Annotated in this window: 32 protein-coding genes; 25 read left to right on the top strand and 7 right to left on the bottom strand. The window is 53.2% G+C overall.

The features are described from left to right. The 17 genes from WD071_RS06525 to WD071_RS06445 form a co-directional block, all read left to right on the top strand. Positions 1-195 (top strand): type II toxin-antitoxin system RelE/ParE family toxin (locus WD071_RS06525; protein ID WP_368047547.1); only part of this gene is annotated, 195 nt, incomplete at its 5' end. Beyond that, positions 195-488, top strand: a complete 294-nt coding sequence (locus tag WD071_RS06520) for a HigA family addiction module antitoxin (protein ID WP_368047546.1) — start codon at positions 195-197, stop codon at positions 486-488. The genes WD071_RS06525 and WD071_RS06520, both read left to right, overlap by 1 nt. Positions 489-568: 80 nt before the next feature. Further along, a complete protein-coding gene (locus WD071_RS06515) occupies positions 569-1,117 on the top strand; it encodes a GNAT family N-acetyltransferase (RefSeq protein WP_368047545.1) in 549 nt (182 codons plus the stop codon). An 842-nt stretch (positions 1,118-1,959) separates the two neighbouring features. After that, complete coding sequence (locus tag WD071_RS06510) at positions 1,960-2,451, top strand: hypothetical protein (protein WP_368047544.1); 492 nt, start codon at positions 1,960-1,962, stop codon at positions 2,449-2,451. Positions 2,452-2,521: 70 nt separating this feature from the next. Continuing rightward, entirely contained in the window at positions 2,522-2,833 is a 312-nt protein-coding gene (locus WD071_RS06505) for a hypothetical protein (RefSeq protein WP_368047543.1), read from the top strand. 188 nt (positions 2,834-3,021) lie between these two features. Beyond that, on the top strand, positions 3,022-3,324 hold the full coding sequence (locus WD071_RS06500; RefSeq protein WP_368047542.1) for an antibiotic biosynthesis monooxygenase: 303 nt from the start codon (positions 3,022-3,024) through the stop codon (positions 3,322-3,324). Between the two features lie 9 nt (positions 3,325-3,333). Beyond that, positions 3,334-3,828, top strand: coding sequence for an AAA family ATPase (locus WD071_RS06495; RefSeq protein ID WP_368047541.1), 495 nt, complete (start codon positions 3,334-3,336; stop codon positions 3,826-3,828). 20 nt (positions 3,829-3,848) lie between these two features. Next, positions 3,849-4,415, top strand: a complete 567-nt coding sequence (locus WD071_RS06490; protein ID WP_368047540.1) for a DUF1993 family protein — start codon at positions 3,849-3,851, stop codon at positions 4,413-4,415. 5 nt (positions 4,416-4,420) lie between these two features. Then, positions 4,421-4,954 (top strand): GNAT family N-acetyltransferase, encoded by a 534-nt coding sequence (locus WD071_RS06485; protein ID WP_368047539.1) that lies wholly within the window; start codon positions 4,421-4,423, stop codon positions 4,952-4,954. 236 nt (positions 4,955-5,190) lie between these two features. Then, positions 5,191-5,604, top strand: coding sequence for a winged helix-turn-helix transcriptional regulator (locus tag WD071_RS06480; RefSeq protein WP_368047538.1), 414 nt, complete (start codon positions 5,191-5,193; stop codon positions 5,602-5,604). 82 nt (positions 5,605-5,686) lie between these two features. Further along, the gene (locus tag WD071_RS06475) at positions 5,687-6,784 is read left to right on the top strand and encodes a serine hydrolase domain-containing protein (protein ID WP_368047537.1); all 1,098 of its coding nucleotides are present in this window, start codon (positions 5,687-5,689) and stop codon (positions 6,782-6,784) included. A gap of 22 nt (positions 6,785-6,806) precedes the next feature. Further along, positions 6,807-7,436, top strand: coding sequence for an FMN-binding negative transcriptional regulator (locus WD071_RS06470; RefSeq protein WP_368047536.1), 630 nt, complete (start codon positions 6,807-6,809; stop codon positions 7,434-7,436). 55 nt (positions 7,437-7,491) lie between these two features. Then, on the top strand, positions 7,492-8,046 hold the full coding sequence (locus tag WD071_RS06465) for a hypothetical protein (protein ID WP_368047535.1): 555 nt from the start codon (positions 7,492-7,494) through the stop codon (positions 8,044-8,046). Positions 8,047-8,077: 31 nt separating this feature from the next. Then, on the top strand, positions 8,078-8,617 hold the full coding sequence (locus tag WD071_RS06460; protein ID WP_368047534.1) for a cytochrome b: 540 nt from the start codon (positions 8,078-8,080) through the stop codon (positions 8,615-8,617). 70 nt (positions 8,618-8,687) lie between these two features. After that, positions 8,688-9,002 (top strand): DUF2007 domain-containing protein, encoded by a 315-nt coding sequence (locus WD071_RS06455; RefSeq protein WP_368047533.1) that lies wholly within the window; start codon positions 8,688-8,690, stop codon positions 9,000-9,002. Beyond that, positions 8,975-9,379 (top strand): MmcQ/YjbR family DNA-binding protein, encoded by a 405-nt coding sequence (locus tag WD071_RS06450; RefSeq protein WP_368047551.1) that lies wholly within the window; start codon positions 8,975-8,977, stop codon positions 9,377-9,379. Before WD071_RS06455 ends, WD071_RS06450 begins: the two co-directional genes overlap by 28 nt. 34 nt (positions 9,380-9,413) lie before the next feature. Continuing rightward, positions 9,414-9,737, top strand: coding sequence for a DUF1330 domain-containing protein (locus tag WD071_RS06445; protein ID WP_368047532.1), 324 nt, complete (start codon positions 9,414-9,416; stop codon positions 9,735-9,737). A gap of 25 nt (positions 9,738-9,762) precedes the next feature. On the opposite strand, the gene WD071_RS06440 is transcribed toward WD071_RS06445, so the two are convergent. Next, positions 9,763-9,945 carry a PLDc N-terminal domain-containing protein gene (locus WD071_RS06440; RefSeq protein ID WP_368047531.1) on the bottom strand — a complete coding sequence of 61 codons (183 nt, stop codon included), beginning with the start codon at positions 9,943-9,945 and terminating at the stop codon, positions 9,763-9,765. 137 nt (positions 9,946-10,082) lie between these two features. Continuing rightward, positions 10,083-10,598, bottom strand: a complete 516-nt coding sequence (locus tag WD071_RS06435; RefSeq protein WP_368047530.1) for a CIA30 family protein — start codon at positions 10,596-10,598, stop codon at positions 10,083-10,085. 167 nt (positions 10,599-10,765) lie between these two features. Here WD071_RS06435 and WD071_RS06430 point away from each other — a divergent pair, with 167 nt between their 5' ends. Next, a complete protein-coding gene (locus tag WD071_RS06430) occupies positions 10,766-11,146 on the top strand; it encodes a VOC family protein (protein ID WP_368047529.1) in 381 nt (126 codons plus the stop codon). A 97-nt stretch (positions 11,147-11,243) separates the two neighbouring features. Here the strand turns inward: WD071_RS06430 and WD071_RS06425 are convergent, their stop codons facing one another. The 3 genes from WD071_RS06425 to katG form a co-directional block, all read right to left on the bottom strand. Next, positions 11,244-12,857 (bottom strand): agmatinase family protein, encoded by a 1,614-nt coding sequence (locus WD071_RS06425; RefSeq protein WP_368047528.1) that lies wholly within the window; start codon positions 12,855-12,857, stop codon positions 11,244-11,246. Positions 12,858-12,920: 63 nt separating this feature from the next. After that, positions 12,921-14,393: an arginase family protein gene (locus tag WD071_RS06420; protein WP_368047527.1), complete on the bottom strand. Its 1,473-nt coding sequence runs from the start codon at positions 14,391-14,393 to the stop codon at positions 12,921-12,923. 306 nt (positions 14,394-14,699) lie between these two features. Then, positions 14,700-16,928: a catalase/peroxidase HPI gene (katG, locus tag WD071_RS06415; protein WP_368047526.1), complete on the bottom strand. Its 2,229-nt coding sequence runs from the start codon at positions 16,926-16,928 to the stop codon at positions 14,700-14,702. 176 nt (positions 16,929-17,104) lie between these two features. Here katG and WD071_RS06410 point away from each other — a divergent pair, with 176 nt between their 5' ends. Together WD071_RS06410 and WD071_RS06405 are read left to right on the top strand one after the other, a co-directional pair. Further along, the gene (locus tag WD071_RS06410; RefSeq protein WP_368047525.1) at positions 17,105-17,815 is read left to right on the top strand and encodes an amidotransferase; all 711 of its coding nucleotides are present in this window, start codon (positions 17,105-17,107) and stop codon (positions 17,813-17,815) included. A 12-nt stretch (positions 17,816-17,827) separates the two neighbouring features. Further along, the gene (locus tag WD071_RS06405; RefSeq protein ID WP_368047524.1) at positions 17,828-18,766 is read left to right on the top strand and encodes a cyclase family protein; all 939 of its coding nucleotides are present in this window, start codon (positions 17,828-17,830) and stop codon (positions 18,764-18,766) included. Between the two features lie 85 nt (positions 18,767-18,851). Here WD071_RS06405 and WD071_RS06400 read toward each other — a convergent pair whose 3' ends face one another. Next, positions 18,852-20,069, bottom strand: a complete 1,218-nt coding sequence (locus tag WD071_RS06400) for an ice-binding family protein (RefSeq protein ID WP_368047523.1) — start codon at positions 20,067-20,069, stop codon at positions 18,852-18,854. A gap of 316 nt (positions 20,070-20,385) precedes the next feature. Between WD071_RS06400 and yghU the strand changes: the two genes are divergently transcribed. Further along, positions 20,386-21,249 (top strand): glutathione-dependent disulfide-bond oxidoreductase, encoded by an 864-nt coding sequence (yghU, locus tag WD071_RS06395; RefSeq protein ID WP_368047522.1) that lies wholly within the window; start codon positions 20,386-20,388, stop codon positions 21,247-21,249. 17 nt (positions 21,250-21,266) lie between these two features. On the opposite strand, the gene WD071_RS06390 is transcribed toward yghU, so the two are convergent. Next, entirely contained in the window at positions 21,267-21,917 is a 651-nt protein-coding gene (locus WD071_RS06390; protein ID WP_368047521.1) for a hypothetical protein, read from the bottom strand. Positions 21,918-22,113: 196 nt separating this feature from the next. On the opposite strand from WD071_RS06390, the gene map reads away from it, so the two are divergent. The 4 genes from map to WD071_RS06370 are packed head-to-tail and all read left to right on the top strand — an operon-like array spanning position 22,114 to position 24,845. Beyond that, positions 22,114-22,866: a type I methionyl aminopeptidase gene (map, locus tag WD071_RS06385; RefSeq protein ID WP_368047520.1), complete on the top strand. Its 753-nt coding sequence runs from the start codon at positions 22,114-22,116 to the stop codon at positions 22,864-22,866. Beyond that, positions 22,853-23,728 (top strand): putative RNA methyltransferase, encoded by an 876-nt coding sequence (locus WD071_RS06380; protein ID WP_368047519.1) that lies wholly within the window; start codon positions 22,853-22,855, stop codon positions 23,726-23,728. The genes map and WD071_RS06380 overlap by 14 nt, the downstream gene beginning before the upstream one ends. Then, positions 23,725-24,003, top strand: coding sequence for a hypothetical protein (locus tag WD071_RS06375; protein ID WP_368047518.1), 279 nt, complete (start codon positions 23,725-23,727; stop codon positions 24,001-24,003). The genes WD071_RS06380 and WD071_RS06375 overlap by 4 nt, the downstream gene beginning before the upstream one ends. Positions 24,004-24,005: 2 nt before the next feature. After that, a complete protein-coding gene (locus WD071_RS06370; RefSeq protein WP_368047517.1) occupies positions 24,006-24,845 on the top strand; it encodes a hypothetical protein in 840 nt (279 codons plus the stop codon). Positions 24,846-24,868 lie beyond the last annotated feature (23 nt).

The raw sequence follows: 24,868 nt of genomic DNA, 5'->3' as shown, positions 1-24,868 counted from the left end.
CGCCTACGAATGCAGCTAGCTGCTTTGGATAGCGCAATGGAAGTCTCGGATCTCGACATTCCTGGATACAAACTGCATCCGCTAAAAGGTGATCGCAAAGGCATTTGGGCCATATCTGTTAGTGGCAACTGGCGGCTGACCTTTGAGTTCCGTGATGGGCATGTGTATCTGCTTGATTATGAGGATTACCACTAATGGCTATGTACAACCCACCGCATCCCGGCGAATTCATAATGGCAACTTACATGGAGCCATTCGGTCTTAGCTGCCGATTCTTGGCTGATAAGTTGGATGTTTCTCCGTCTACATTGAACCGGATACTTAAGCCTCAGAGCGGAGTAAGCCCGGAAATGGCGCTTCGACTTTCCAAGGCAATCGGACGGAGTCCTGAGAGTTGGCTTGCCATGCAGGATGCCTATGATCTGTGGCATGCTGGCAGGAGTCTCAAACTGGATAGGGTGCAAAAAGTTGAACTTACCGCTGCATAACAATCGATTGCACGCGACCAGCTACATTGGCGCGTGAATACGGGCGTTATGCGGCAAACCCGACAGAGTGCCAGTAGCAGATGACACTAATTGAACCTGAGACAGATCGTCTATTGCTTCGGCAATGGCGTGATAGCGATAAAGAGCCGTTCTCTGCACTTAATGCGGATCCGAGGGTCATGGAGTATTTTCCGTCGATACTGAGCAAATCTGAAAGCGATTCTGTCGCTGACCGTTGCAAGTCGCTGATTGCGGATAGGGGTTGGGGGTTTTGGGCAGCCGAGCTGAAGGAATCGAAACGCTTTATCGGTTTTGTTGGACTACATGTGCCCTCTGATGACTTGCCATTCTCACCATGTGTGGAGATTGGTTGGCGGCTGGCCTATGAGCACTGGGGAAAAGGTTACGCTACCGAAGCGGCGTTGACAGCGCTGAATGTTGGCTTTCAACAGCTGCTGCTGGATGAAATTGTATCCTTTACAACACTAGGCAATCTTAAGTCTCAGGCGGTAATGAAACGAATCGGAATGACCATGACCGAAGTCTTTGAACATCCAGCGTTGCCAAAGGAAAGCCCACTCAGGCAGCATTGTCTTTATCGACTAACGGGCAAACGATATGTTCCATAGCCATCAATTGCACGCGACCAGCTGCGCTGGCGCGTGAATACGGGCGTTACGTGCTCAGAGGAAAGAGATGAAGATCGACTTTAGCTGGTCAACTTGGGTAAAAGTAGGGATAGTGATAGCAGTGCTCATCGCAGCACCGTATTTCGTCCCATTTGCACTGGAGTTCGTCATAGTAGCCGACCTCATGGGACTGGAAGCGCTGATTGTCTTTCTAGCTGCTAGCGGGAAGTATTGGTTTCGAGTCCTATCGCTCAGGCTTTCAGCCTTCATCCAGCATATAGCTGAGACTGCTGCGTTGGTTGCAGAGCTATACCTTTTTGAGCCGCGGGTCTTCGTTCCGCACGCGACTGTTAGTAGCCTGTGTCTGGTCCTGGCGAGCTCCATGCTTCTCTGCTGCGCGGTATGGATTCCTCCAATGATCATGAGTGCGCAACTGATATCGTGACCACACATAACCATTACATGCGCCTTCGGCGCCGGATGCAACCTGAGGTTGCACACTATTCAACTTGTGAAAATCGACAGAAAGCAAAACATCATCTCAAGCCGCGAGAGGGGGTTACTGGCACCAGTCTGGAATCACGACATCTCTTTCGATGAGATAAAGCCAGGTTTGCTCAGATATATCGATAGAATCGAATTTCAGGCAGGGTTGTTAACCCCTTTCGTCTGGTTATTCGCTCAGGTGTTCTATCGACATCGACAGCGACGTTGGAAAGCGCTGCTTAAAAACGAACGTGAATGAAAGTATATGGCTAACAATGACAGTCAGGCCAACGCGGCTAAGCTGCGCGGCTGATGCCAGGGCGTTATGTATCAGTTAAAGTCAGAGGGCACGGATTATGTCAGGTAATAACCTAAACGCCCGAGTATCCATTTACAAAGAGGTTCTTGCTAGTGGAGAAATCCAGGAAATCTACCAAAATCTTGTCGGCATTGTTCAAGGCCTTCGAACTGAATTTTCAAAGAAATACAACGACGAGTTCTCAGTAGCAAACGTATTGCATGGCTACATCGACTATACCTACTTCTATTTGCAAAATGACTATCTAAAAAGGAACAAGCTTAAGTTTGCCATTGTTTTCAACCACCAGCAGGCACACTTCGAGCTGTGGTTGCTCGGACAAACGAAAGATGTACAAATTCGTTACTGGGGAAAGCTAAAAGGCGTAGCGTGGATAAATCCTGAAGAAATGCCAGAATATTCAATTTTTGAAGTTACACTTCTGGCCAAACCGGATTTCGACAATATTACAGAGCTATTTGAATCTATTCACAGTGTATTTGGAGCACTGTCACAGGAAATATTCAACACGCTTAAGGCATACGAGTAGAGTCGCATAACCAAACCAAGCAGAGCGCACTCAGACTGCCAAAAGTCGAACCTTTATTAAGGAACAAAGGATGGAAAAAATGTTTACTAACAAAGAAAGAAGATATATCGAGAATCTGATGAAGAGCTCTAAGGAAACCGATCCTGTTTTGTGGCCGAGCTGGGGCGCCTGGGTTTCATTCGGGCTTGGCGGCTTTCTCATAGCATCGGCGTGTTTCATAACCGCTTCGAATCTGAGCATAGAAACCATCGGTTCTGTACTAATGCCGGGAATTTTCGCAGGGGCAGTTCTGGTTGTTGGGGGCTATTGGACCCAGTACAAATCTAAGAAATCTGAAGGCGACAAGATTCTCGCTGGGATTCTAAGAAAGCTAATGAAATAGTATTGCGGCGACCGGCACATAACCAGCGCTTGCAATCGTTACGACGAGAGGAGACCCACCTTGAAGGAGCTTGGATAGATAGCCAGGATGGTTTGGTGGCTGACGAAGTCTGTGGGCGGATTGAATGGCTGCTTGTAACAAACGGTTGCCCCGCTGATGAAGGGCGTTTTGAGGCATAGGAGAGTTCAGTGATACTTGAGGTAGCGATACTAGACGTGAAGCCCGGCCAGACTGATGAATTTGAGTCTGCGTTTAAAGAGGCTCAAATGATCATCGTCGGCATGAGCGGGTATCAGTCCCATCAGCTACAAAGATGTCTGGAAAACACCAACCGGTATATTCTCCTGGTCAACTGGGAGACCTTGGAGGACCATACCATTGGTTTTCGTGGTTCGGAAGAGTATCAGAGGTGGCGCGCGTTGCTACACCATTTTTATGATCCTTTTCCAACCGTCGAGCATTATACGCTGGTAACTGGCAATCAAGCTTAGAGGTAATAAATGAAGAAAGGAACACTGACATTTTTCAGTGGAAAAATGGGTGCGGGGAAAACTACGAAATCGCGTGAAATTGCTCAGAAACAGAATGCTGTCTTGATTTCAGAAGACGAGTGGCTTGGGGCAATATATCCGAATAGTATTGAGTCTCTGGAAGATTACATGAAATACTCTGCGCGGCTTAAACCTCAAATGAAGAAATTGGTTCAATCTGTATTAGCCGCAGGAACAGACGTGGTGATGGACTTCCCTGCGAATACTATTGCGCAAAGAAATTGGTTTAGAAGCATTTTTTCAGAGATCCAGGCCCCCCACGAATTGGTTTATATCGACCTGCCAAACAGTGTTTGCTTAGATCAGATCGGTAAACGGAGAATCGAACAGCCTGAGAGGGCAGCGACTGATACGGAGGCGATGTTTGATCAGATTACAAAGCACTTCGTAGCGCCCACACCAGATGAAGGTTTTAATACAAAGGTCATTGCGGGAAATGTATAAATTTTGAAGGAAAAGAAACTATGTCATTAACGAAGCTACTTGTCCCAACCCATACGCAAATGCTTGGAGCGCTCTCAAATTGGTTGAAGAAGGCACAGGAACAAATGCCGAAAGCAGACGCGGAAGCGCTGTTATCCAAGCGTCTCGCGCCGGACATGTTTCCTCTATCGACTCAGATTAGGTTTGCCTGCGTGCAGGCTCAAGAGGCAATATTCCGACTTAAAGGAGAGGCTTTCCCGAAATCTATCGGTGAGCTGCTTGAAGAAGGGCGAAATGCAGGCGAGCGACCTGGTTCGCTCGCAGATGCTCAAACTCGGATTGATGAAACTATTGCTTTACTGGGTATCCTGGCCTCCGACGCCCTGGATGTAAAACCGGATATGCCACTTGTGCACGAGCTTCCGAATGGTATGATTCTTGATTTGACCGCCGAGCAATATGCCCGCGATTGGGCATTAGCCCAATTTTATTTCCATATAATGATCGCCTATTCAATATTGCGCAGCGAGAATATCGAGCTTGGGAAAGCTGACTACGTAGCGCACATGTTTCCATATATCCGCCCTGAAACGTTACCTAAAGGTTAAGAGCTTTGGTCCGGCACATAGCACCCGTTATCCCAGTGCAGTTGATACTTCCGAACTCAGACTTTGAGAGAAGCTACCGAGAGTACATTGAAGAACTGGGTGCCGAAGAGCGCTATCCATTCCCCCTGGATTTTGATCATATTGATTTTGCAGGGCTGCTGGCAAAATTGGAACAATTCAGACACGGGGTTGACCTACCAGAGGGTTTTGTTCCGTCGTCTACTTACTGGCTGGTAGACGAAGGCGAAATACTCGGAGTGTCCAATCTCAGGCACTACCTCAACGACAGGATACGGCACGTGGGAGGCCACATAGGGCTCGGCATACGGCCTTCCAGCCGGGGCAGGGGGCTTGGTAATGAACTTATGAAGCTCACTATCGAGAAAGCCATTGAACACGGAATTCGTGAAATCCATATTCATTGTCACAAACACAATGAGCCTTCGGCAAAGATGGTAAAAGCCAATGGTGGCACCCTGGAATCGGAAGTGAATGATGGCGGAGAGATTGTCCAGCGCTACGTGGTCAATGCTCCTTAGCAATCGCAAACAATACGGCTTTCCTGGCTCAGTACCTGGGGTTCAGTGAGATAGATGAAATATGGGTGCTGACTCGCAAAACCACCTGATGATACGTATCACTCGGGCCGAACGATGGTCGGATGTTCATGGGATTCGTAGCATCTTGCTCTTTGGTGTAAGCGCGATTAGCTCACAGTGCGCACGACAGGCAAAATAGTGCTTGCATAAAGCAAGTTCTTGTACTGGAATACCTTATGACCGATACATTCCCCAGCCGATCCAACTGTCCGATCAACTACGCGGTAGAGTCGTTTGGTGACAAATGGACTTTGCTTATAATTCGCGACCTGATGTTTAAGGCTAAGCAGTCGTATGGTGACTTCCTGACATCCAGCGAAAAAATTTCCACCAATATCCTGGCCGACCGTCTGAAGCGGCTCGAAGAGCTGGGTATTGTGATGAAGGAGGTGAATGAGTCCAATCGCTCCAGAGTAATCTATTCCCTCACACAGAAAGGTCTGGATCTGCTACCGATAATGCTTGAGCTCACTGAATGGAGTGGCAAGTACGACGCGCAAACCAGCGCATCTCAGGCATTCCTGGAGCGCATTGCAAAAGACAAGCAGAGGTTGATCAGGGAAATACGGGCGACCTGGGAGTATACTTGAAACCAGTAAATGTACTTCTTTAATTGTGGCTGCCCAGGCAGCCAGGCTGATCAGAACGTTTGGTGAAAGAGGTCAGGGATCAATGAAGAAACTCGTCATTCTGCAAGTGTTGCTGGCCTCCCACTCAAGCGGGTTGGCCGCACAGGACCCGGTTCACATGGGCGCGGGACCCCATGATGTCGCCGCTTTTGTCCAGCGGCTCGAATCTCTGCGCGAAGAGGCCAGCATCCCGGGGTTGTCCGTTGCTGTCGTGAAAGATCAGGCGATAGTTCTGGCGGCAGGGCTGGGTTACGCTGATATCGAAAACGGTGTTCCCGCAACCGCCGAGACCGCCTACGACGTCGCTTCGCTCGCCAAGCCGCTTTCTGCTGTCGTGGCCCTGAGACTGATGGAGACAGGTGTACTTGATCTTGATGTACCGATGGTGGGTTACAGCGATTGGGGTGACTTCTGCACAGACTTCAGCGAACAACCTTCCATCTTCGCCCGGGATCTGCGCTGTCAGCCGGCAGATCACACGCTTCGACACCTGCTGTCGCACACGGCAACGGGGACGGCGGGTATCCGGTTCTCGTACAACCCCGTCCTTTACTCCTGGGCATCGCGCCCGATAATGGCTGCCGCTGATGCTTCATTCTCGAACCTTGTCGAAGAGCATGTCTTCATGCCAGCGGGCATGGGCACATCGGCCCGTAAACACCGGGATCTTCCGTTGCGCGAGGATTTGAGCCAGCGCCTGGCCCCGCCTTATCAAGTTGACAGTGCCGGTACAATCCTGCGTGCACCGAATCTCTCGCCACAGGGGGACGGTGCTGCGGGTGGCGTCGTCACGACAGTGCTGGATCTTGCCAGGTTCGACATCGCATTCGATCAGGGAACGCTGGTCTCAGCGGAGTCGCGAGCAGAAATGATGGCGCCAACGATGTCAGGCAGCGGTGAAGTGCTTCCGTACGGGTTGGGGTGGTTTGTGCAGGAATACCAGGGATACACGCTTGTATGGCATTCGGGTTGGTGGGAGGATGCTTATTCCGCCTTGTACCTGAAGATGCCGGCGCTGGACCTCAGCTTTATCCTGTTGGCGAACAGTGAGGGTATCTGGTGGGATAATCCACTGGACCGGGCCGAGGTGCAGCGCTCCGAATTCGTCCAGGCGTTTCTTCAGACGTTTGCTGGGCAATGATCTCTGACAGGAGTTATTCAGCATGTATGTCCCGGACCACTTTAAGCAAGAAGACAGAAACACGCTTCAACTGTATATACGTGAGTATGGTTTTGGGATGCTGATTGTCGCTGACAATATGGGAATTGACGTAAACCACGTCCCCTTTCATCTGAGCCCGGGCAACGACCATGCACCTGGGTATTTGCACTGCCATCTGGCCAGAAGCAATCCGGTCTGGCAACGTTTGCAGAAAGGCGCGCAGGTTCTTGCGGTATTTCAGGGGCCAGATGCCTACGTTTCGCCCTCGTGGTATCAAACCAAGGCAGAAACAGGCCGTGTTGTACCCACGTGGAACTATCTGGCTGTCCATGCTGAAGGCAGCGCCCGGATTATTCAGGATCCGGCATGGCTGCAGCAACATCTCCGTCAACTGACAGACCAGCATGAGTCGAAAATGGAGTCTCCCTGGTCTGTGGATGACGCGCCTGCGGAGTATACAGAGCGTTTGGTAAAGGCTATTGTTGGTGTAGAGATAGAAATCGAGACGCTGACAGGCAAACTGAAAGCAAGTCAGAATCAACCGGAGCGGAACCGGGCAGGTGTTAAAGCAGGGTTGGAAGCTGGTACGGAAGCGCACAGCCGTGCCATGGCTGATCTTATACAAATGTAGCAACATACGCTGGCGACACTGACGCAGTTCCCAGCCTTCACGCGGAATCCTGATAATGTCAATTTACGTCTGGCTCGTCGCATTGATCCAACTGGGTGTGCCAATGGCAGTCATAAGCTGGCTTATGTTCAATTGGCTGTACGGCGCCGGGCAACTGCCGCGTGAAGCGGGTCACAAAGCTATTCGCGAACATCTGACGTTCCTTAGAAAACGCCACAAAACGCACAAAAGCAAAAACGGCAACTATCTGTACAAGCAGTGGTTGTTTTTTGGCGGTGGGTTCTATGGGCTGGCTGTTCTGTGGACTTTGCTGGTAATAGAAGTTGGGGAGCTGGTAGGGCTTATTGCCAATTTTGATTTGGCTGCATGGTTTGCTGATGGGGTCCTCTCGCTGGTACTGAATGTTATCGTGTCCCAGTTCGGCAATATCATCACAGCGCTGCTTTGGTTTGCATACTGGCCAGAAGATGGCGGTGGTGCGATCGTCGCATGGGTCATCACGGCATACGGTGGGTACCTGTTTGGCATCCACTTTGCTCGCGAAAGAGAAACCCTGCACAGCATATCCGACCTCGTAAGCAAGAATAAATGGAAGCGCCGGGGCGAGTAAAAACGCGACAGGCAGAAAGTGAGGAAGGCAGATGTCACAGGTTCAGAAATATCCGGCAGGCTGGCGTTTATTGCACTGGTTGATGGCGCTGATGGTACTGACCTTGATACCCATCGGGCTGTGGATGACGGCACGAGCGGAAGCCGATATCTGGGGGCGACTGACAGACACTCTGTACAGTTCCCACAAAGCCGTTGGTTTTGCTGTACTGCTGTTGATGATCGTGCGGATATCGGTAAAAATCTGGTTGAAAGGGCCGCCTTATCCGGATGAGATGCCGCGCAAACTGCAGATGGCAGCCAAGGGTTTGCATCATTTAATGTACGTGCTGCTGGTGCTGACGCCCCTGTTCGGTTGGGCGGGCGTGACGGCGTATCCGGCGTTGGTGACGCTGGGCGGTTACCACCTGCCGGCCATGCCTTTTGTCCCGCAGGGCGATCAGCTGGCGGCCCGCTTGTTTGCCATACACGGCGCACTTGCCATCAGCCTGGGCGTTCTGGTTGCTGGTCACATCACGGCGGCTTTCCGTCATATGATCCGCAAGGATGGCATCTTCCGCCGGATGATTTAATACAGAGTTGTGACAGGTCATGTTACGGCCAATCACTTTACGTCAAGGCACTTCAAACCAGGGATCGACCATGAAACTTATTTATACGCACGACAATATTGTGGTTTTGCATTCTGTAAAAAATATTCTTGCATTAAATGGAATAGAATCATTTGTCAAAAATGAACATACAATTCCGGTTGGCGCCAATCATGGCATCAACAATACATTCCTTGAACTCTGGCTCCGGGATGACCGGGATGATGAAAAAGCTGCCGCGATCATTGAAAGTGAGATTGAAAACCAGAATCCAAAAGATGCATGGACTTGCAGTGGTTGTGGCGAAGAGAATGACGGAAGCTTTGATGTGTGTTGGAAATGCCAGAATGCACCATCTGGCAAGTGACCATGAATTACGATGAGTTCAATCAGTATTGCGGCTCCTTTCCCGCAACCACACATGTTGTACAATGGGGTAACTCCCATGTCTGGAAAGTTGGCGGGAAAGTATTTGCGATTGGGGGCTGGAGTCAGAACGACAGGGCTGCTTTTACATTCAAAGCGTCTGACCTGAACTTCGATTATCTGAGTCACCATGATGGATACAGACCAGCGCCGTACTTTGCCAACCGTGGCATGAAATGGATACAGCAAACCGAGGCGTCAGGGAGGCTGGATGAAGAGTTACGGTACTATCTGGCCGAGTCCTATCGTCTGGTAAGCCTTGGTCTTTCCAGAAAGAAAAAACAGGAACTGGGTATAAATCTGCAGAAAAAGTACTGAGAACCACGTTATCAGGCGACAACAGGAGGATAAGATGTCTGAGCCCGTTTATGCGTTGAATCTATTTGATGTCTCTGACAAAGAGGAGTATCTGGCGTATTCACGCCAGTCGGCAAAGGAAGTGCAGGCTCACGGTGGCCGTGTTGTTGCACTTGGCAAGTTTCGTGTCAGTGCCGTTGGCGATATAAAGCCTCGCTCAGTTATGATTGTTGTAGAGTGGGCCTCAATGGAGGCGTTTGAGAGCTATCGCAATGATCCCGCCCTGGCAGCGCTTCATCCCCATCGCGTCAATGGTACGAGCAATTATATCTGGCATCTGTTCGACAGGCTTGAGGATCTGAGGCCTCTACTGAAGTAAATGCGGGTGTGATGATCCAACTGCCTTATGATGATTTTGGTCCGAGCAAAAACCATATGATCACACCGGCGACGGGCAGAAACAGCATCAGTAATATCCACAACAATTTTGCGGTCCCGCTGGCGGAGCTCTGGGCGACCTGAATAATTGCCCAGATGACCACAATCAACCAGAGTACGCCGAGAATACCTGTTACCTGAATATCCATTGATACCATCCTCCTGATGCCAAAATGCAATAGCCGGGGCATGCGACTTTGGAACTTTCGCTCCCGGGCGCGCTTGCCAATGCTCCTTAGGCTACTCCACCGCTCATGCTAAGACAACGTCTTTTGCTGGTTGCAGGCTAAATCGTTTTTATCCAGTCAATACACAGATGGAAATCCCCTTCGCTTTTGTCAGCCAGCAGGAATCCGATTTCCTCAACCCCGGCCGGATTGAAGGCGGGGCCTGACAGGGTGCGGCCTCGGATCGTGGGTTTGAGCTGGCTGAAGCCCAGCCGTAGCTCCAGCCATGCATTGTCAATGGATTTGAAGGTTGTGGCGTAAGCAATGCGGGAGCTCCCGACGTGGGCGCTGGTGTAGAGCCTGAACTGGTAGCTGCGTCCATCGCCCTTAACGCGCAACAGAACGCTGTCTGCGCTACTGAGATCATGATGTTGCTGCCTGGCACGAATCGAAGCAAATCCGCCGTTGTTTGCCAGAGAAATGCAGCCGGTAAAATGCAGTTGGCCGTCAATGACATGTGGGCCGCCACGGGACTGCCCGCCCATAACGCCGTCGTTGATGGCGTGCCACTTGGCTGCGCAGGCCGGATCGCTAAAATCCATCAGGGAAACTGCTGCGTAGTTGTTTTCAGGCATAGGTTTTCAGGGTGCTGCTACGGTTATGATTGAAATGTTGAACTAAGGTACCATGCGGGCATGCCAATTGGCTTCAAGCCTACACGAGAATCCGATACGAAAAGCCCATATAATAAGCACACAATCAGGTTGCCTTCTTGGGGCGGCCAACAACGAGGAGAGCAGGAATGTTCAGCCACATCATGCTGGGTACAAATGATCTAGAGAAATCAAAAAAGTTTTATGATGCAACGCTGGGTGCCCTCGGCGTCAATCCTGGCGCCATCGATGCCAAAGGGCGGTGTTTCTACCGCACCAAGACCGGGGTTTTTGCACTGAGCAAACCGATCAACGGGGAGCCCGCCTGCAATGGTAACGGCAGCACCATAGGGTTCGCGGCGGAAAGTCCGGAAGCGGCTGATGCGTGGCATCAGGCTGGACTGGCCAACGGCGGCACGGCCTGCGAAGATCCACCCGGTATTCGTGAAGGCGCTGGCGTTAAATTGTATCTGGCGTACTTGCGTGATCCGGCTGGCAACAAACTTTGTGCCTTGCACAGGGTTGTGTAGAGCGGCATCTGACACCATGAAAATGCCGATGCTGAACCGGGCTCTGTGTCCTGGTCCAGCATCGGCTCTCACGGATTGCCCTGTTGCGAGTTTTATCTTACTCCTCTTCGCTTTCTTCGTCTCCTTCGCCTTCATCACTTTCCTCGCCCTTCCTCTCGAGCGCTTCCGTGTGACGCAGGAAATCAGCTTGATCACCGTAGTAATCATCAATCGCATGTTCCGATGCTACGGGGCTGAGGTAGAACGATTCGGTCAGGCCCTCTTCGCGCATGGCCAGACCTGTCAGGCAGGCCTTGATAACGTGCGCACTGTTCAGCGTCGTCATGTAGGTCGGGTCCAGATAAGGGTGCAGTTCTACCAGCTCAAAGCCGACAACATTGGCTTCCGCACATAACCGACGCACAATGGTGATCGATTCACGCATATCAAGGCCACCGGACACCGGTGTGCCGGTCGCCACTGCAAATGCCGGATCAATGACGTCGATATCAAATGAAATGTAGAGTTTGCGTCCTTCTTCACTGGCTTCGGCGACCACGCGCTCGAGCGTCGCATCCCAGCCTCGCTGTTCTACTTCAGCCATGGTGTGATAACGCATGCCGTTCTCGCGCATCCATTTAAAGGCGGCTTCGTCGGGGCCGCTGGAGCGCAGACCAACCTGAATATAGTCTTCTATGCGCACGTGCCCTTCATTGAGCAGGCGATATACAGGCGCACCGTGGCTGATCAGGTGGGGGCTGCCCCACCAGGCGTCGTAGTGAGAGTCAAAATGTATGACAGAAACTTTTTCCTTGCCATAAACATCAGCCATTGCTGCCACGTTGGGATAGGACAGCGAGTGATCGCCGCCGACAATGACCGGCACGGCGCCAGTGTTGCCGATCTCGCGGACAACTTCACGAATATGCTGCATTGAGCGTTCGGTGCTGGCGTTATCGATTGCAATATCGCCGTAGTCGACAATATTGAGCACGCTGCCCGGATTGACCTGTACGTACTGATCCATGCCACCGAGTGCGCGTCCTCGTACCCGCATGTCGGTAGTTGCCTGGGCGCCCGAATCGCGCCAGCCCGAGCCCATGTTCAGCGGCGCGCCGACAATAGCAACGTCAACTTCTGCGGCTTCCAGGTCTTCAGGTGTCAGCGCCAGCGGAAAACCACCAAATGTGGGTGGCCCACCACCGCCGTTGTAGCGGCCGAGCGAAATCGTGCCGGGTTCGCGTTCCGGGTCCATGGATGCGGGCCGACGCAGGCGCCAGGCATTGAATATGGGTGAATCTGTGTTCAGCGCGATATTGGGTGCGTCCCGACCCTCCTGGTAGCGCTGGGCGCTTACCACGCTTTGCATGGCTTCAACCCAGGTCAGAATGTGCTCAGGCGTGTTCTCTTCAAGATACTCAACGGTTTTTTCCAGATTGCCGCGGAAACGTCCGGCATCGGAACTTTCCAGAAATGCCACCTGTTCTTCACTGAGCAATGCAAGTTTATCGGAGACTGTGTCCGGCAGTTCGATACCGGGGCGTTCTTCCTCGCGAGCATCCTCGGTTTCATAAGGATAGGGATTGGTGCCAGTGACGTGCTCGGGCGTATCAGGGGCAGGGGCCGGTTGCGCTGCGATGTGGCCACTTGCCAGCCCGCCCATCATGATGGCGGCGGCCAGCGGCAGCAGTCTGGCTTTTGCGAACGATTGTGTTGTCGGGATTTTCATCATACAGTTTCCAGTCGTCTGTGCAATATTGAGGTCGCGTTTGAGTTGACGGTTTCCAGTCATGGTTCAGTCCTGCCCATGATCAAGCGCCAGCGGGTGGACTGCGTCAGGCGCGAAGCCGGCCTTGCGCGATGCCATACCTACGAGGCAGGCATTGAGCACGGCATTGGAGTTCAGGGCAGAGAGCCTGGACAAGTCCAGTACGGGTGCCATGTCGGTTATTTCGAATCCGACGATGTCGCGTGCTGCGCACAGGTAGCGCACCGTTGATGTGACATCCTGAATGCTAAGGCCGTTGGCGGCCACGCGTCCGGCGGCAATCATGTCGCCGGGGTCTATGACACTGACATCAATTGAGACAAAGAGTTGTTCCGGTAGCGCCGAAAGTTCGTTTACTACCCGTTCCATTACCGCGTTGTAGCCGGTACGATTGACCTCCGCCATTGTGTGATAGCGCACGCCGTTGTCCTGCAGCCACTGCAGCGTGGTTTCCGTGGCGGCGTTTCCGCGCAAACCTACGGTGATCAGGTCAGAGCCGTTGATAATGCCTTCGTCCAGCAGCATGAACAGGGCCTGGTCGTCCGAGATGGTATGCACGGCGTCGCGTCTGGCATCAGGATGGGCGCTGAAGTGGACGAGCCCGAAACTGCCGTTGCCATGTGTCTGGGCAACCCCTTTAACGGCCGGATACAATATGGAAGTGTCACCACCCACCATCATGGGCGTGGCATTGGTACCAGCGGTTTCGGCGACCATACTGGTCACGTGTTCAACGGAGCGCTCGATGCTCATGTTATCAACGCGGAAATCACCGTAGTCGACAACAGTCAGCACAGTCATGGGATCTACCAGCGTCTGGATATCAAGCTCGGCGATGGTGTCCAGTGAGCGCATGACGTTTGGACCGGCTTCTGCATTGCGGCGGCCACTGCTCATATCACTGGGAATACCGACAATGGCGACATCAACGTTGCCTGCGGTCAGGTCTTCAGGCCATACGGCAACCGGGGCACCCGCAAACGTGGGAATGCCGGACTCCGGGAACATGTAGCGATGGACACTGAAAGGGCCTGGTTCGCGTTTGTCGTCGCGCAAAATGGACGGCAGCAGCACGGTGTTGAAACCATTGGCTGTCACATTAAGCGGCATGGCGCCCATGTCGCGGCTTGGGTCGTAGCCCATTTCGCCGGCGACGGCAATCAAATCGGAAATTAGCGATTGAATGCTGGCGGCGTCGCGATTGGCCAGTTCCAGTTCCATTTGCCGTGCGGGCATAAATGGCAGGAAGCTGCCATTGGTAACAAAATTGCGTTCGCTGGATTGCAGACCTGCCAGCTTGTCACTGAGTTCCTCTGGCAGTTGCCAGTTCTCCGCACCAAACGCCAGTCCGGTGCAGAGTAGCGCGCCGACCGCCAGCGTTGTGAGCATGGGCAGGCGTCGGGACGTCTGTGTGGTTTTGGCATTGGTTTTGTGATTGGTTTTGCGACTGGTTTTGCAATTGATTTTGCAAAAGTCGGGCGTACGTATCGTACTGGACATGCGGCGTTGCTCCTGACCTGATCAATTTTCAGATAGTTGGATTAAGCAATTTGGGTGCCATAGGCAAACGTCATCGGGAAAGTGTCCAGATGAATTGCGATGACCCTTTATATAACAGGGGTTGTCCGGTTTCGATGCGTTAAACGACTGAGGTGGAGGTGTTCGCACCGCCTGTTTGCAGAATAGGGAAGTCTTGGGGCGTCGATAACAGCTGCGCACTGTTACGGGGCGTAAAGGGAAGGAGAGCCATAGCACCGGGGGCAAGCTGTTGCAGCTTGCCCCCGGACGTTGGGTGTTACGAAGGGATCAGGCCAGATCGAAGCGATCCGCGTTCATGACCTTGGTCCAGGCAGCTACAAAGTCCTTGACGAACTTTTCACCGGCATCATCCTGAGCGTAAACCTCGGACAACGCGCGCAGCTGCGAATTGGAACCAAACACGAGATCAACTCGGGTCCCCGTCCATTTGACAGCGCCGCTCTTGCGATCACGGCCCTCGAACACGTCTGCGTCAGCCGAGGTCGGCTTCCACTCTGTGTCCAGATCCGTGAGATTAACGAAGAAGTCGTTCGTCAGTTTGCCCGGCGTTCTGGTGAATACTCCGTGGCTGGCCTGTTTATAGTTGGCGTTCAACACTCGCAGACCACCGACGAGCACGGTCATCTCCGGCGCGCTGAGGGTCAGCAGTTGCGCCTTGTCGATCAGCATCTCCTCGTCCGACACCGTGAATGCGGCGCGGCGATAGTTGCGGAAGCCGTCTGCTTCCGGTTGCAGTGGCTCGAACGACTCGGCGTCGGTCTGCTCCTGCGTCGCATCGGTGCGGCCGGGTGAAAATGGCACAGTCACATCGTGGCCAGCATCTTTAGCCGCTTTCTCGACAGCGGCGCTGCCAGCCAGCACAATCAGATCGGCAACGGACACCCGCTTGTTGCCGGACTGTGCACTGTTGAAGTTCTGTTGAATGCCCTCCAGAGTCTTTAATACCTTTGCCAGCTGCGCTGGCTGGTTCGCTTCCCAGTCCTTCTGCGGCGCAAGCCTGATGCGGGCGCCATTGGCACCACCACGCATGTCGGAGCCGCGGAATGTGGAGGCAGATGACCACGCTGTGTATACCAACTCGGAGACAGACAGGCCAGAGGCCAGGATCTTGCCCTTAAGGTCAGCAATATCCTGCGCGTTCACCAGCTCGTGATCTGCAAGCGGCACGGGGTCCTGCCAGATCAGGTCTTCAGCGGGCACTTCCGGACCGAGGTAGCGGGACTTGGGTCCCATATCTCGATGGGTTAGTTTGAACCAGGCACGCGCGAAGGCATCGGCGAATTCTTCCGGGTTTTTGTGGAAGTGTTCGGAGATCTTGCGATAGGCCGGGTCTTCGCGCATGGCCATGTCAGCCGTGGACATCATGATATGCACGCGCTTTGACGCATCTTCTGCATCCGGTGCGTGGTCTTTGTCGGCCAGTCCTTTGGCTTGCCACTGATTGGCGCCAGCCGGGCTTTTGGTCAACTCCCACTCATAGCCGAACAGAACATCGAAATATGACATGTCCCACTGGGTGGGTGTTGGTGTCCATGCACCCTCGAGACCACTGGTAATGGTGTCACGACCTTTGCCGCTGCCGTAGCTGTTCTTCCAGCCCAGACCCATCTGCTCAATCGGTGCTGCTTCAGGCTCGGGACCGACATATTGGTTCGGGTCGGCGGCCCCGTGGGTTTTACCAAACGTGTGCCCACCGGCGGTCAGCGCGACGGTCTCATAGTCATTCATCGCCATGCGGGCAAACGTTTCGCGAATGTCCCTGGCCGATAGCAGTGGGTCCGGATTGCCATCGGGACCTTCCGGGTTCACGTAGATCAAACCCATCTGCACGGCTGCCAGAGGATTCTCCAGATCGCGTTCACCTGAATAGCGACTGTTGGGCTTGTCGCTGGTCGCCAGCCATTCTTCTTCAGCGCCCCAGTAAATATCTTCTTCGGGTTGATACACATCTTCACGGCCACCGGCGAAACCGAAGGTTTTAAAACCCATGGTTTCCAGCGCCACATTGCCGGTCAGGATGTACAGGTCGGCCCAGGACAGGCTGTTGCCGTACTTCTTCTTGATTGGCCACAGCAGGCGACGCGACTTGTCCAGGTTGCCATTGTCCGGCCAACTGTTTAGCGGCGCAAAGCGTTGATCACCAGCACCGGCACCACCGCGGCCATCGCCCATACGGTATGTGCCTGCGCTATGCCAGGCCATACGGATGAAAAACGGGCCATAGTGGCCATAGTCTGCCGGCCACCAGTCCTTGGAGTCTGTCATCAGCTCTGCCAGATCTTTTTTTACTGCGGCCAGGTCCAGTTTTTTGAACGCTTCCGCGTAATTGAAGTCTTCCCCCAGTGGGTTCGACTTTGCTGAATGCTGATGCAGGATATTCAGGTTCAGCTGGTTTGGCCACCAGTGCTGATTTGCGGTACCACTACCCCCAATTTTTGTGCGGGAGCCGTGCATTACCGGGCATTTGCCTGCAGTGTTGCCATTGTTGTTGTCCATGTCTGTCTCCAATTATTGATGGGGTGGGGAAATTTATTCTTGATCATCGACTATACATCATGTCCAATTGACCGAGGAATGATGATTTATCAACCAGTACGATAGATATTTTCTATGAAAGCCAGTGTGCAGATGAATTTACAGACGAATAGTCAGGCCAGGCGCGCAACATCTCCATGAAGCTCGCCATCCTTGACGCCGATACACTTCATGATTCCCTGCGGACACGCTACCTGAGCTATGGCGTGATGTTCGAGCGCCTGCTTGGCCAGTCCGGCAAAGACTGGGATATGTCAATCTATCGGGTAATCGACGGCCAGTATCCGTTGGATCCGTCCGGCTATGATGCTTTCCTGATCACCGGTAGCAAATTTGACAGCTTTGCCGATGACGACTGGATCGAGGCTCTTCGGCAGTATGCCCGTATGCTGTATCGCACCGGGCGACCGGTGGTGGGTGTGTGTTTCGGACACCAGTTGTTGGCGCACGCACTCGGTGGGCAGGCCGGGCGTTCGGATGCTGGCTGGGGCCTGGGTGTGATGCAGTACCAACTGGATCGGCATCCGCCGTTTGTTGATTCCCGCAAATCGGTCAACCTGATCGTCAGTCACCGGGATCAGGTGCTGGTGCTTCCCGATGGCGCCCAGCGCTTGCTGAGCAATGACTTTTGCCCCAACGCCGCGTTTTATATTCCTGGCAAGGTGCTGGCAATACAGGGGCATCCGGAGTTCAGTGTTGATTATGCCAGGGCTTTGTTGAATCTGCGCGCCGACCAACTGACGCCAGAGATGATTGCGCGTGTTGAGTCCAGTTTTGCCACGCCGCATGATGGAGAATTGGTAGGCAGCTGGATATGCAAATTTCTGGAACATACGACTACAAAATAAAAGGGCATAATAATGTATAAGAAACTGAAGAATGTTGTCGTCGTTGGAATCATCTGTGGCAGTAGTTGTGGATTGCTCAGCGCTCAGGAATGGGTGCCGTCGCGTTATGGCGCGGAGGATCGTATTGGCGCCGCGAACAACCTGAGTGCCGAGCGGGTTCTGCAGGCAGCGCAATTGATCAGCGCGGGCAAAGTCTATTCACTGGGCATTGATACTGAAGAAGGTGCACCTGCTTATGGTGGCCGCACCTACGATATTGACATTATAGCGTCCGGTAGCGGTGTGGAAGTGGGTGCCGATGTAGTGACATCCAACGATGAGCGAGTCACGACAAGTTTTGGTATCGGTTCGCAGATTGATGGCCTGGGACACCTGGGTATAGGCAATCAGTACTACAATGGACTGACTGCGTCAGATATTGTAAGTGACGAGGGGCTGGCTGAACTGGGAACTCATACCATACCGCCGATTGTCACGCGCGGTGTGTTACTGGATATGACCCGGCACTTCGGCGTCGACATGGTGAGCGCAGGAACTGCGTTTAATCAGGCAGAGATAGAAGCGGCCGCCAGTGCGCAGGATATCCGGATTCAGTCTGGTGACGTGGTTTTATTCCACACTGGCTGGATGCAACTGTTGGGTGTTGACAACGACCGGTTCATTTCCGGTCAACCGGGCGTGGGAGTGGAGGGCGCCGAGTACCTTGCCGAGCAGGGTGTGGTGGCTATCGGTGCTGACACGCCGGCACTCGAAGTGATTCCCTTTGAAAATCCACAGCGCGTTTTTGCGGTACATCAAACCCTGCTGGCCAAAGAAGGCGTTTATATACTGGAAAGCATGAATACGGCTGAACTGGCTGTCGATGGTGTCAGTGAGTTCATGTTTGTGCTGGGCCAGCCAAAATTCAAGGGTGCGGTTCAGGTGGTGGTGAATCCGATTGCAATCAGATAGCTCTGACTTAGAACAATAATGCTCTCGATGCTGAATTCGAAGCAAAAAAAAAGGCGCCCCTGGGCGCCTTTTTTAAATCAGCCTGTTAAAGCTGGGTGACAACAAATGTCATTGGTGTTTCGCTGTAGATAAGTGATCCGCCCTGGGCTGCGTATCCGATGAAGATTTCATAGTTACCCGCGTCCAGTGTGCCACTGAAAAGCTGTCCGGCTATGCTGGCACTCGAATTGGCGCTGCTATAAAAAGATATCAGACTTTCAATGTTCTGGTCCCAGACAAAGAAATCACCGTCACCATTTTCCATCAACCATTGGTCTACGCCGGCGGCTGAGGTGTATTTGATGACCACAAATACGTCAATTGCTTTGCCAACATCCGAGGCTTCGGGAAACAGCTCACCACTGACCACGATTTGATCGCTGGTCGAGAAACTGTTGGTGTAACTGGCGCCACCATTTGATGTTGCTCCAGCTTTAATAGTGGCACTGGAAGTCTGGCCGTTCGAATCTATCACCTTGTCGACGGTCGGCAGGTCGGTGTCCGGCACTGGTGTAGGGTCGGGCGTCGGTGCAGGGTTGGGCGTGGTATCGGTTGCGGCCGCCAGCGTAACCGTGTTGCTGTCCAGCGTGACCGCCGTTTGTGCCAGTGCGCGCCCGACCAGGGTGGCGCCGGTGTTCAGGGTGACGCCTGCGCCGGCAAGAATACTGCCGTGGAAGCTGGCATTGGTGCCTAGCGTGGCTGAGGTGCCGATCTGCCAGAACACGTTACTGGCTTTTGCACCGTTGATCAATTTGATCGCCGCGTTGTTATTGACAGTAAGGGCCTCTTCAACCTGGAACACAAACACTGCGCTTGAGTTGCTCTGGGCGTCAAGCACCAGTTCCCCGGTAATGTCAGCGGCATCGGTAAAGTGATACACGCCCGGGGCCAGAACCATGCCCATGCCCAGTGCGGCCGCCTGTTCGGTGGTCACAGGTTGTCCGGCCAGATTGTTATAGGCCACCAGCAGGTCGGCAACGGCTTGTGCCGCTACCGCATCGTTGGAACGAATCTGCCCTTCCTGTACGATGCCAGGTGGAAAGCCGGTGATTGCGGTGCCGGGGCTGACGCCGAGTTCGCCGGTAACCACAGTGGATCCGGTATTGGTGACCGTTGAGCCTGCCAGCACAGAGAACTGGGCGGCTTCGCCAAGATCAGGAATGCTCTGCGCAAACGCGGTGGTGGTGATGCTGCCTGCAAACACTGCAACAGTGAGCGCGGCAGATTGCATTATTATCGAAAACGAACTTTTTGTGGTTTTCATGGTGAAATACCTGATAGGTTTAGCAGTGGGCTAGCAGCCCTTGGATGTGCCACGGGTATTTCCGGGCGCAAAGGGGTCTGTTGTATCGGTTGAATACAATTAGAAAAGCAAAGAGGAGGAAGGGCTGAACGTGGCAGCTTGGCTTTGAAAGCGCTGCGTTCTGAGAGTGAGTTATCTCGTCTAGGTCACTATACGCGCAATTGCATTAATAGATAGCTAAATATTGAATGATATTTTAAATATTCTGCCCGCCCTGCTACAAGCGACCAATGAAGACAGCCAACAACTGAAAAATTCGAATACTCAAGGAGTATGCATGAACGAAAAAAGCTATGTCCCACCAGCAGTCTGGAGCCCGGAAGAAACCAGTGGTGGCAGATTCGCCAGTATCAATCGCCCCGTTGCCGGCCCAACGCATGATAAAGAACTGCCCGTTGGCAAGCATCCGATTCAGCTATACTCGCTGGCAACGCCCAATGGAGTCAAAGTCACTATTTTGCTGGAAGAGCTGCTCGCCCTGGGTTACACCGATGCCGAATACGATGCATTCCTGGTTAATATTATGGAGGGTGAACAGTTCAGCAGCGGATTCGTCAACGTAAATCCTAATTCAAAAATACCCGCCATGGTTGATCGCAGTGTGTCACCCCCGGTCCGGATCTTTGAGTCTGGCGCGATGTTGCTCTACCTGGCGGAAAAATTTGATGTCTTTATCCCCGGCGATGTCGCCGGGCGTGCCGAGTGTTTGTCCTGGTTGTTCTGGCAGATGGGCAGTGCCCCCTTTCTCGGCGGCGGTTTTGGCCACTTCTACGCCTACGCGCCGGAAAAATATGAATACGCGATAAACCGCTACACCATGGAGGTCAAGCGGCAGCTTGATGTGCTGGATCGTCAGCTGGCGACAAATCAGTATATTGCGGGTGACGAGTACACTATAGCCGACATGGCAATCTGGCCGTGGTACGGCGCGCTGGTAAACAATAAGGTCTATGACGCTGCAGAGTTCCTGCAGGCCCATACATACAGGAACGTGGTTCGCTGGACACAGGAGTTGGAACAGCGCCCTGCCGTGAAGCGTGGCACGATGGTCAATCGGTCCTGGGGCGAATTACATGAGCAACTGCGTGAGCGACATGACGCCAGCGATTTTGATACGCACACACAGGATAAACTCGGTTAGTCGTTTTCAGGAGCTTTTCAGGAGCTTGTCAGGAGAGACGTCCGAAATGGTTTTATGTGTATCGGGCGCAGCGCCGCGGTGAACAGAAATATGGTGCCGCTCAACTGCAGTGTCTCTTCCCAGAGCTGGCTTCGTTCGGCAGGCAGAGGCACTACAGATTTGTCAAACAACCAGGATGCCATGTAGAACAACACGCCGAGTCCTGTCAGCAGGCTGGCTGAGGTCAAAAGGATGCCGGTTTTGCATTGCCACAAAGGCCGGCGGTTGCGATAGACATGCGTCAATAACCAGATCCATCCGGCGCCCCCTGTCAGTCTTATCAGGTTCTCCGCGAGCTCCCAGCCCGGTTGTGAGCCCAGTTTGTCGATATCGATCTCGCGCACCATGATGGACAGGCACAGCATGGCCAGCACCAGGTGGCAAAGTCGGAGGCTTGTTGAGCTGACTGGCTGTCGTCCTGCCTGCAGCGCATGGGTCGCCAGCGCCAGCAACAGAAAAAACACCTGGGTATTTTCGATGATACGATTCTCATGCGTAACGCCAATGTCATGAGTCCATAGCCAGGTGGCCGCGAACGCACATACAGCTGCAATAACAACGGTCAGCGCACAGATCAGGGCTGTTGTGGTGGAAATTCGCTGGTTTTCATGGTGGTAGGTGTTCGGCATCTTTTGTGCTTTACCCGTCTAGGGATAAATGGCGAAACAAGTTCGCCTCAATCCTGATCGTTCAGAATACCAATACCGCCGAAATAATGGTACCCGCAACTGGTTGGTGATATGAAAGTGCTCTAAAATAGAGGTAAGAAATGACTGTTTTTGGCGCAGATAAAACTTTTCCTGTAAATAATCAATGTGACAACCAATGATTAAAGACGACAACGAAATTGCCCTGATGCGTAAGGCCGGGCAGTTACTGGCGCAAGTATTTGCGGCCCTGGATGATGTTGTGTGCGTTGGCAAAACAACGATGGAGATAAATGACTTTGTCGAAGATTTCATCGTGAATACCCTGCACTCTCGCCCCGCCAGCAAGGGACAGTATGATTATCTGTATGTGCTCAATGCGTCGGTCAATGACGTGGTGTGCCACGGTTTGCCCAGCAACTACAGACTCAAGGGCGCTGATATTGTCAACCTTGACATAACACTGGAAAAGGACGGTTTTATCGCCGATTCCAGCAAAATGTACGTGATGCCCGATGCGGGACCTGAAGCCAGAAAACTGGTCAGGATAAGCAACGAAGCCATGTGGAAAGGCATACATGCGGTAAAAGCAGGCGCCACTCTGGGTGACGTTGGTCACGCCATTCAGCAACATGCAGAGGCGTCTGGATACAGCGTAGTCCGGGAGTACTGCGGCCACGGTATTGGCCGGGAGATGCATGAAGAGCCTCAGGTTCTGCACTATGGCAAACCAGGTGCCGGGCAGCGCCTGGTCAGCGGCATGACGTTTACCATTGAGCCCATGATCAATCAGCGCGGCGCAAGAACCAAATCGAAAAAGGATGGCTGGACTGTTGTCACGCGCGATGGTGGCCTGTCTGCGCAATGGGAGCACACGGTGCTGGTGACGGAAACCGGCTGCGAAGTATTGACACTCCGTGCAGAAGAATAATCCCACCGTCCCCTTTTCAGGGTTGGCATGCCCGTTGGACGGAGCGGCGTTGACCGCCCGAGATGGTAGCTGGCGCTGCGAGCACGGGCACAGTTTTGATGTGGCGCGGCAAGGCTACGTGAATCTGTTGCCGGTGCAGAAAAAGCGCTCTCGCGATCCGGGCGACAGCAAGGACATGGTGGCCGCGCGGCAGCGCTTTCTGGCGGCGGGTCACTATGCACCGGTAGCTGCGGCAATCAACAAGGCCTTGCTGGCGGATCTGGCTACCGACAAGATGGCCGGTTTTCTGGACGCCGGTTGCGGCGAGGGTTACTACCTGAGGCAATTGGCCGTCGCCGCACAAAGACCGGATCGCCTGGCGCTGATGGGTCTGGATATCTCCAAATGGGCTGTACAGTCCGCCGCAAAACAGGATCACCATGTGTGCTGGGCAGTGGGCAGCAACGCCAATCTGCCTGTGCTTTCGGGCTCACTGGACCGGGTCTTGTGCATGTTCGGTTTCCCGGTATACAGTGAGTTTGCCCGCGTATTGCGTGATGGCGGGTTAGTGGTCCAGCTGGATCCGGGTTCGGAACATTTGCGGGAATTGCGCGAAATCATTTACCCAAGCCTGAGGCCTGCGCGCGAAAACAAGAGCGATCCGCCTGCCGGATTCGAGCGGGTGGCAACCGAATCGATACGATATGTCTGTGATATTAGGAATGCCGGGCTGGTACAGGACCTGTTGACCATGACACCGCATTTGTACCGGGCCAATGCCGAGGGGCGCGCTCGTGCGGCGGCACTGACATCCCTGTCAGTTACAATCGACGTTGGGCTTGTCACTTTGCGAAAAACAACACAAACGGAAACCGAACCATGAAAGATGCGTTACGCAAATTATGTCGCCCGGTGCTGGCGTTCTTCGAAAAAGGTGAGCCGGCTGCCAGCTACCGCCCTTCACACCGGATGATCCTGTTGGCTGCTGCCACGCTGTTTCTGATTCTGTTCTGTGTGTCAGTGTATTTTGCACTGTCGGCAGGTCAGTTGGGCGCGGTGATTCCTGTTATTGTCTTTTTTGTGGTCAGTGTGGTCAGCCTGATTGTGGCGACACTTGGCAGCGACACTGCGGTTGCGCGCATCTGGGGTCTGAAATAGCGATGCAGTCAATCAGGTCCTGGCGTGGCGAGGCATTCAATCAAGTGCCCGATTCAGATAACCGTATCCACTCTGATGAGATTGCACAAGCGTACGGGTTTACCGGTGCATTGGTGCCGGGCGTCACAGTTTCATCGTATCTGATTCAGCCTGCGGTGGAAGCCTGGGGTCTGCACTGGCTGACGCGAGGTGCTGTGCACGCGACCATCAAGTCTCCGCTGTATGACGAGCGCGAATTCGCGGTTGAGGTAGCGCTGCCGGGAGGTGACGATCGTTACCATGCAGAGCTTTTCAGTGAGAACCGTTTGTGTGCTACGGCTGAAGTCTGGTTGCCGGATGCGCTGGAAGTCGAGCCGGAGTACCAGGGTTGTGAGGTCATGAGCGACTACTGGCAACCGCAAAAGGCGAGCCGTCAGGTCATGGAAGAGTTGCGCGACCAGGGCTGCCCGGCAAAACCATTTATGTGGTCGGCAGAACATGAAATGGCAGCTTATCTTAGACAACAGGCAGACATGCCCGCTCTGTTGCGAACACAGGCGGTTGCCGACGACAAACAGAATGACAGCGGTTACGCCAATATGTCGTTTCTGTTGGGCTGCGCCAATCGCCACTTTGCCGCCGTCGCCCGCATGAGCCCCTGGATACACCTGGAAATTCGCGCGCAGAACTTCCAGGCTGTGCCCCTGAATACAGCGCTGATCAGTGAAATGACCATTACCGATCTGTTCAACAAAAAAGGCCATGAATTCGCCGACTGTGTTTTTAATCTGTTCCTGGCTGACAGCAAGCGATGTGTTTGCTCAATTCAGCAAAGGGCAATCTACAGGATGAGAGCCGGTTAGCAGCCAACGGGTCACTGCAGTCC

This window comes from Pseudohongiella sp., from assembly GCF_040877505.1.
Classification (GTDB): Bacteria; Pseudomonadota; Gammaproteobacteria; order Pseudomonadales; family Pseudohongiellaceae; genus Pseudohongiella.
This window is presented reverse-complemented; position numbering and strand designations above follow the sequence as displayed.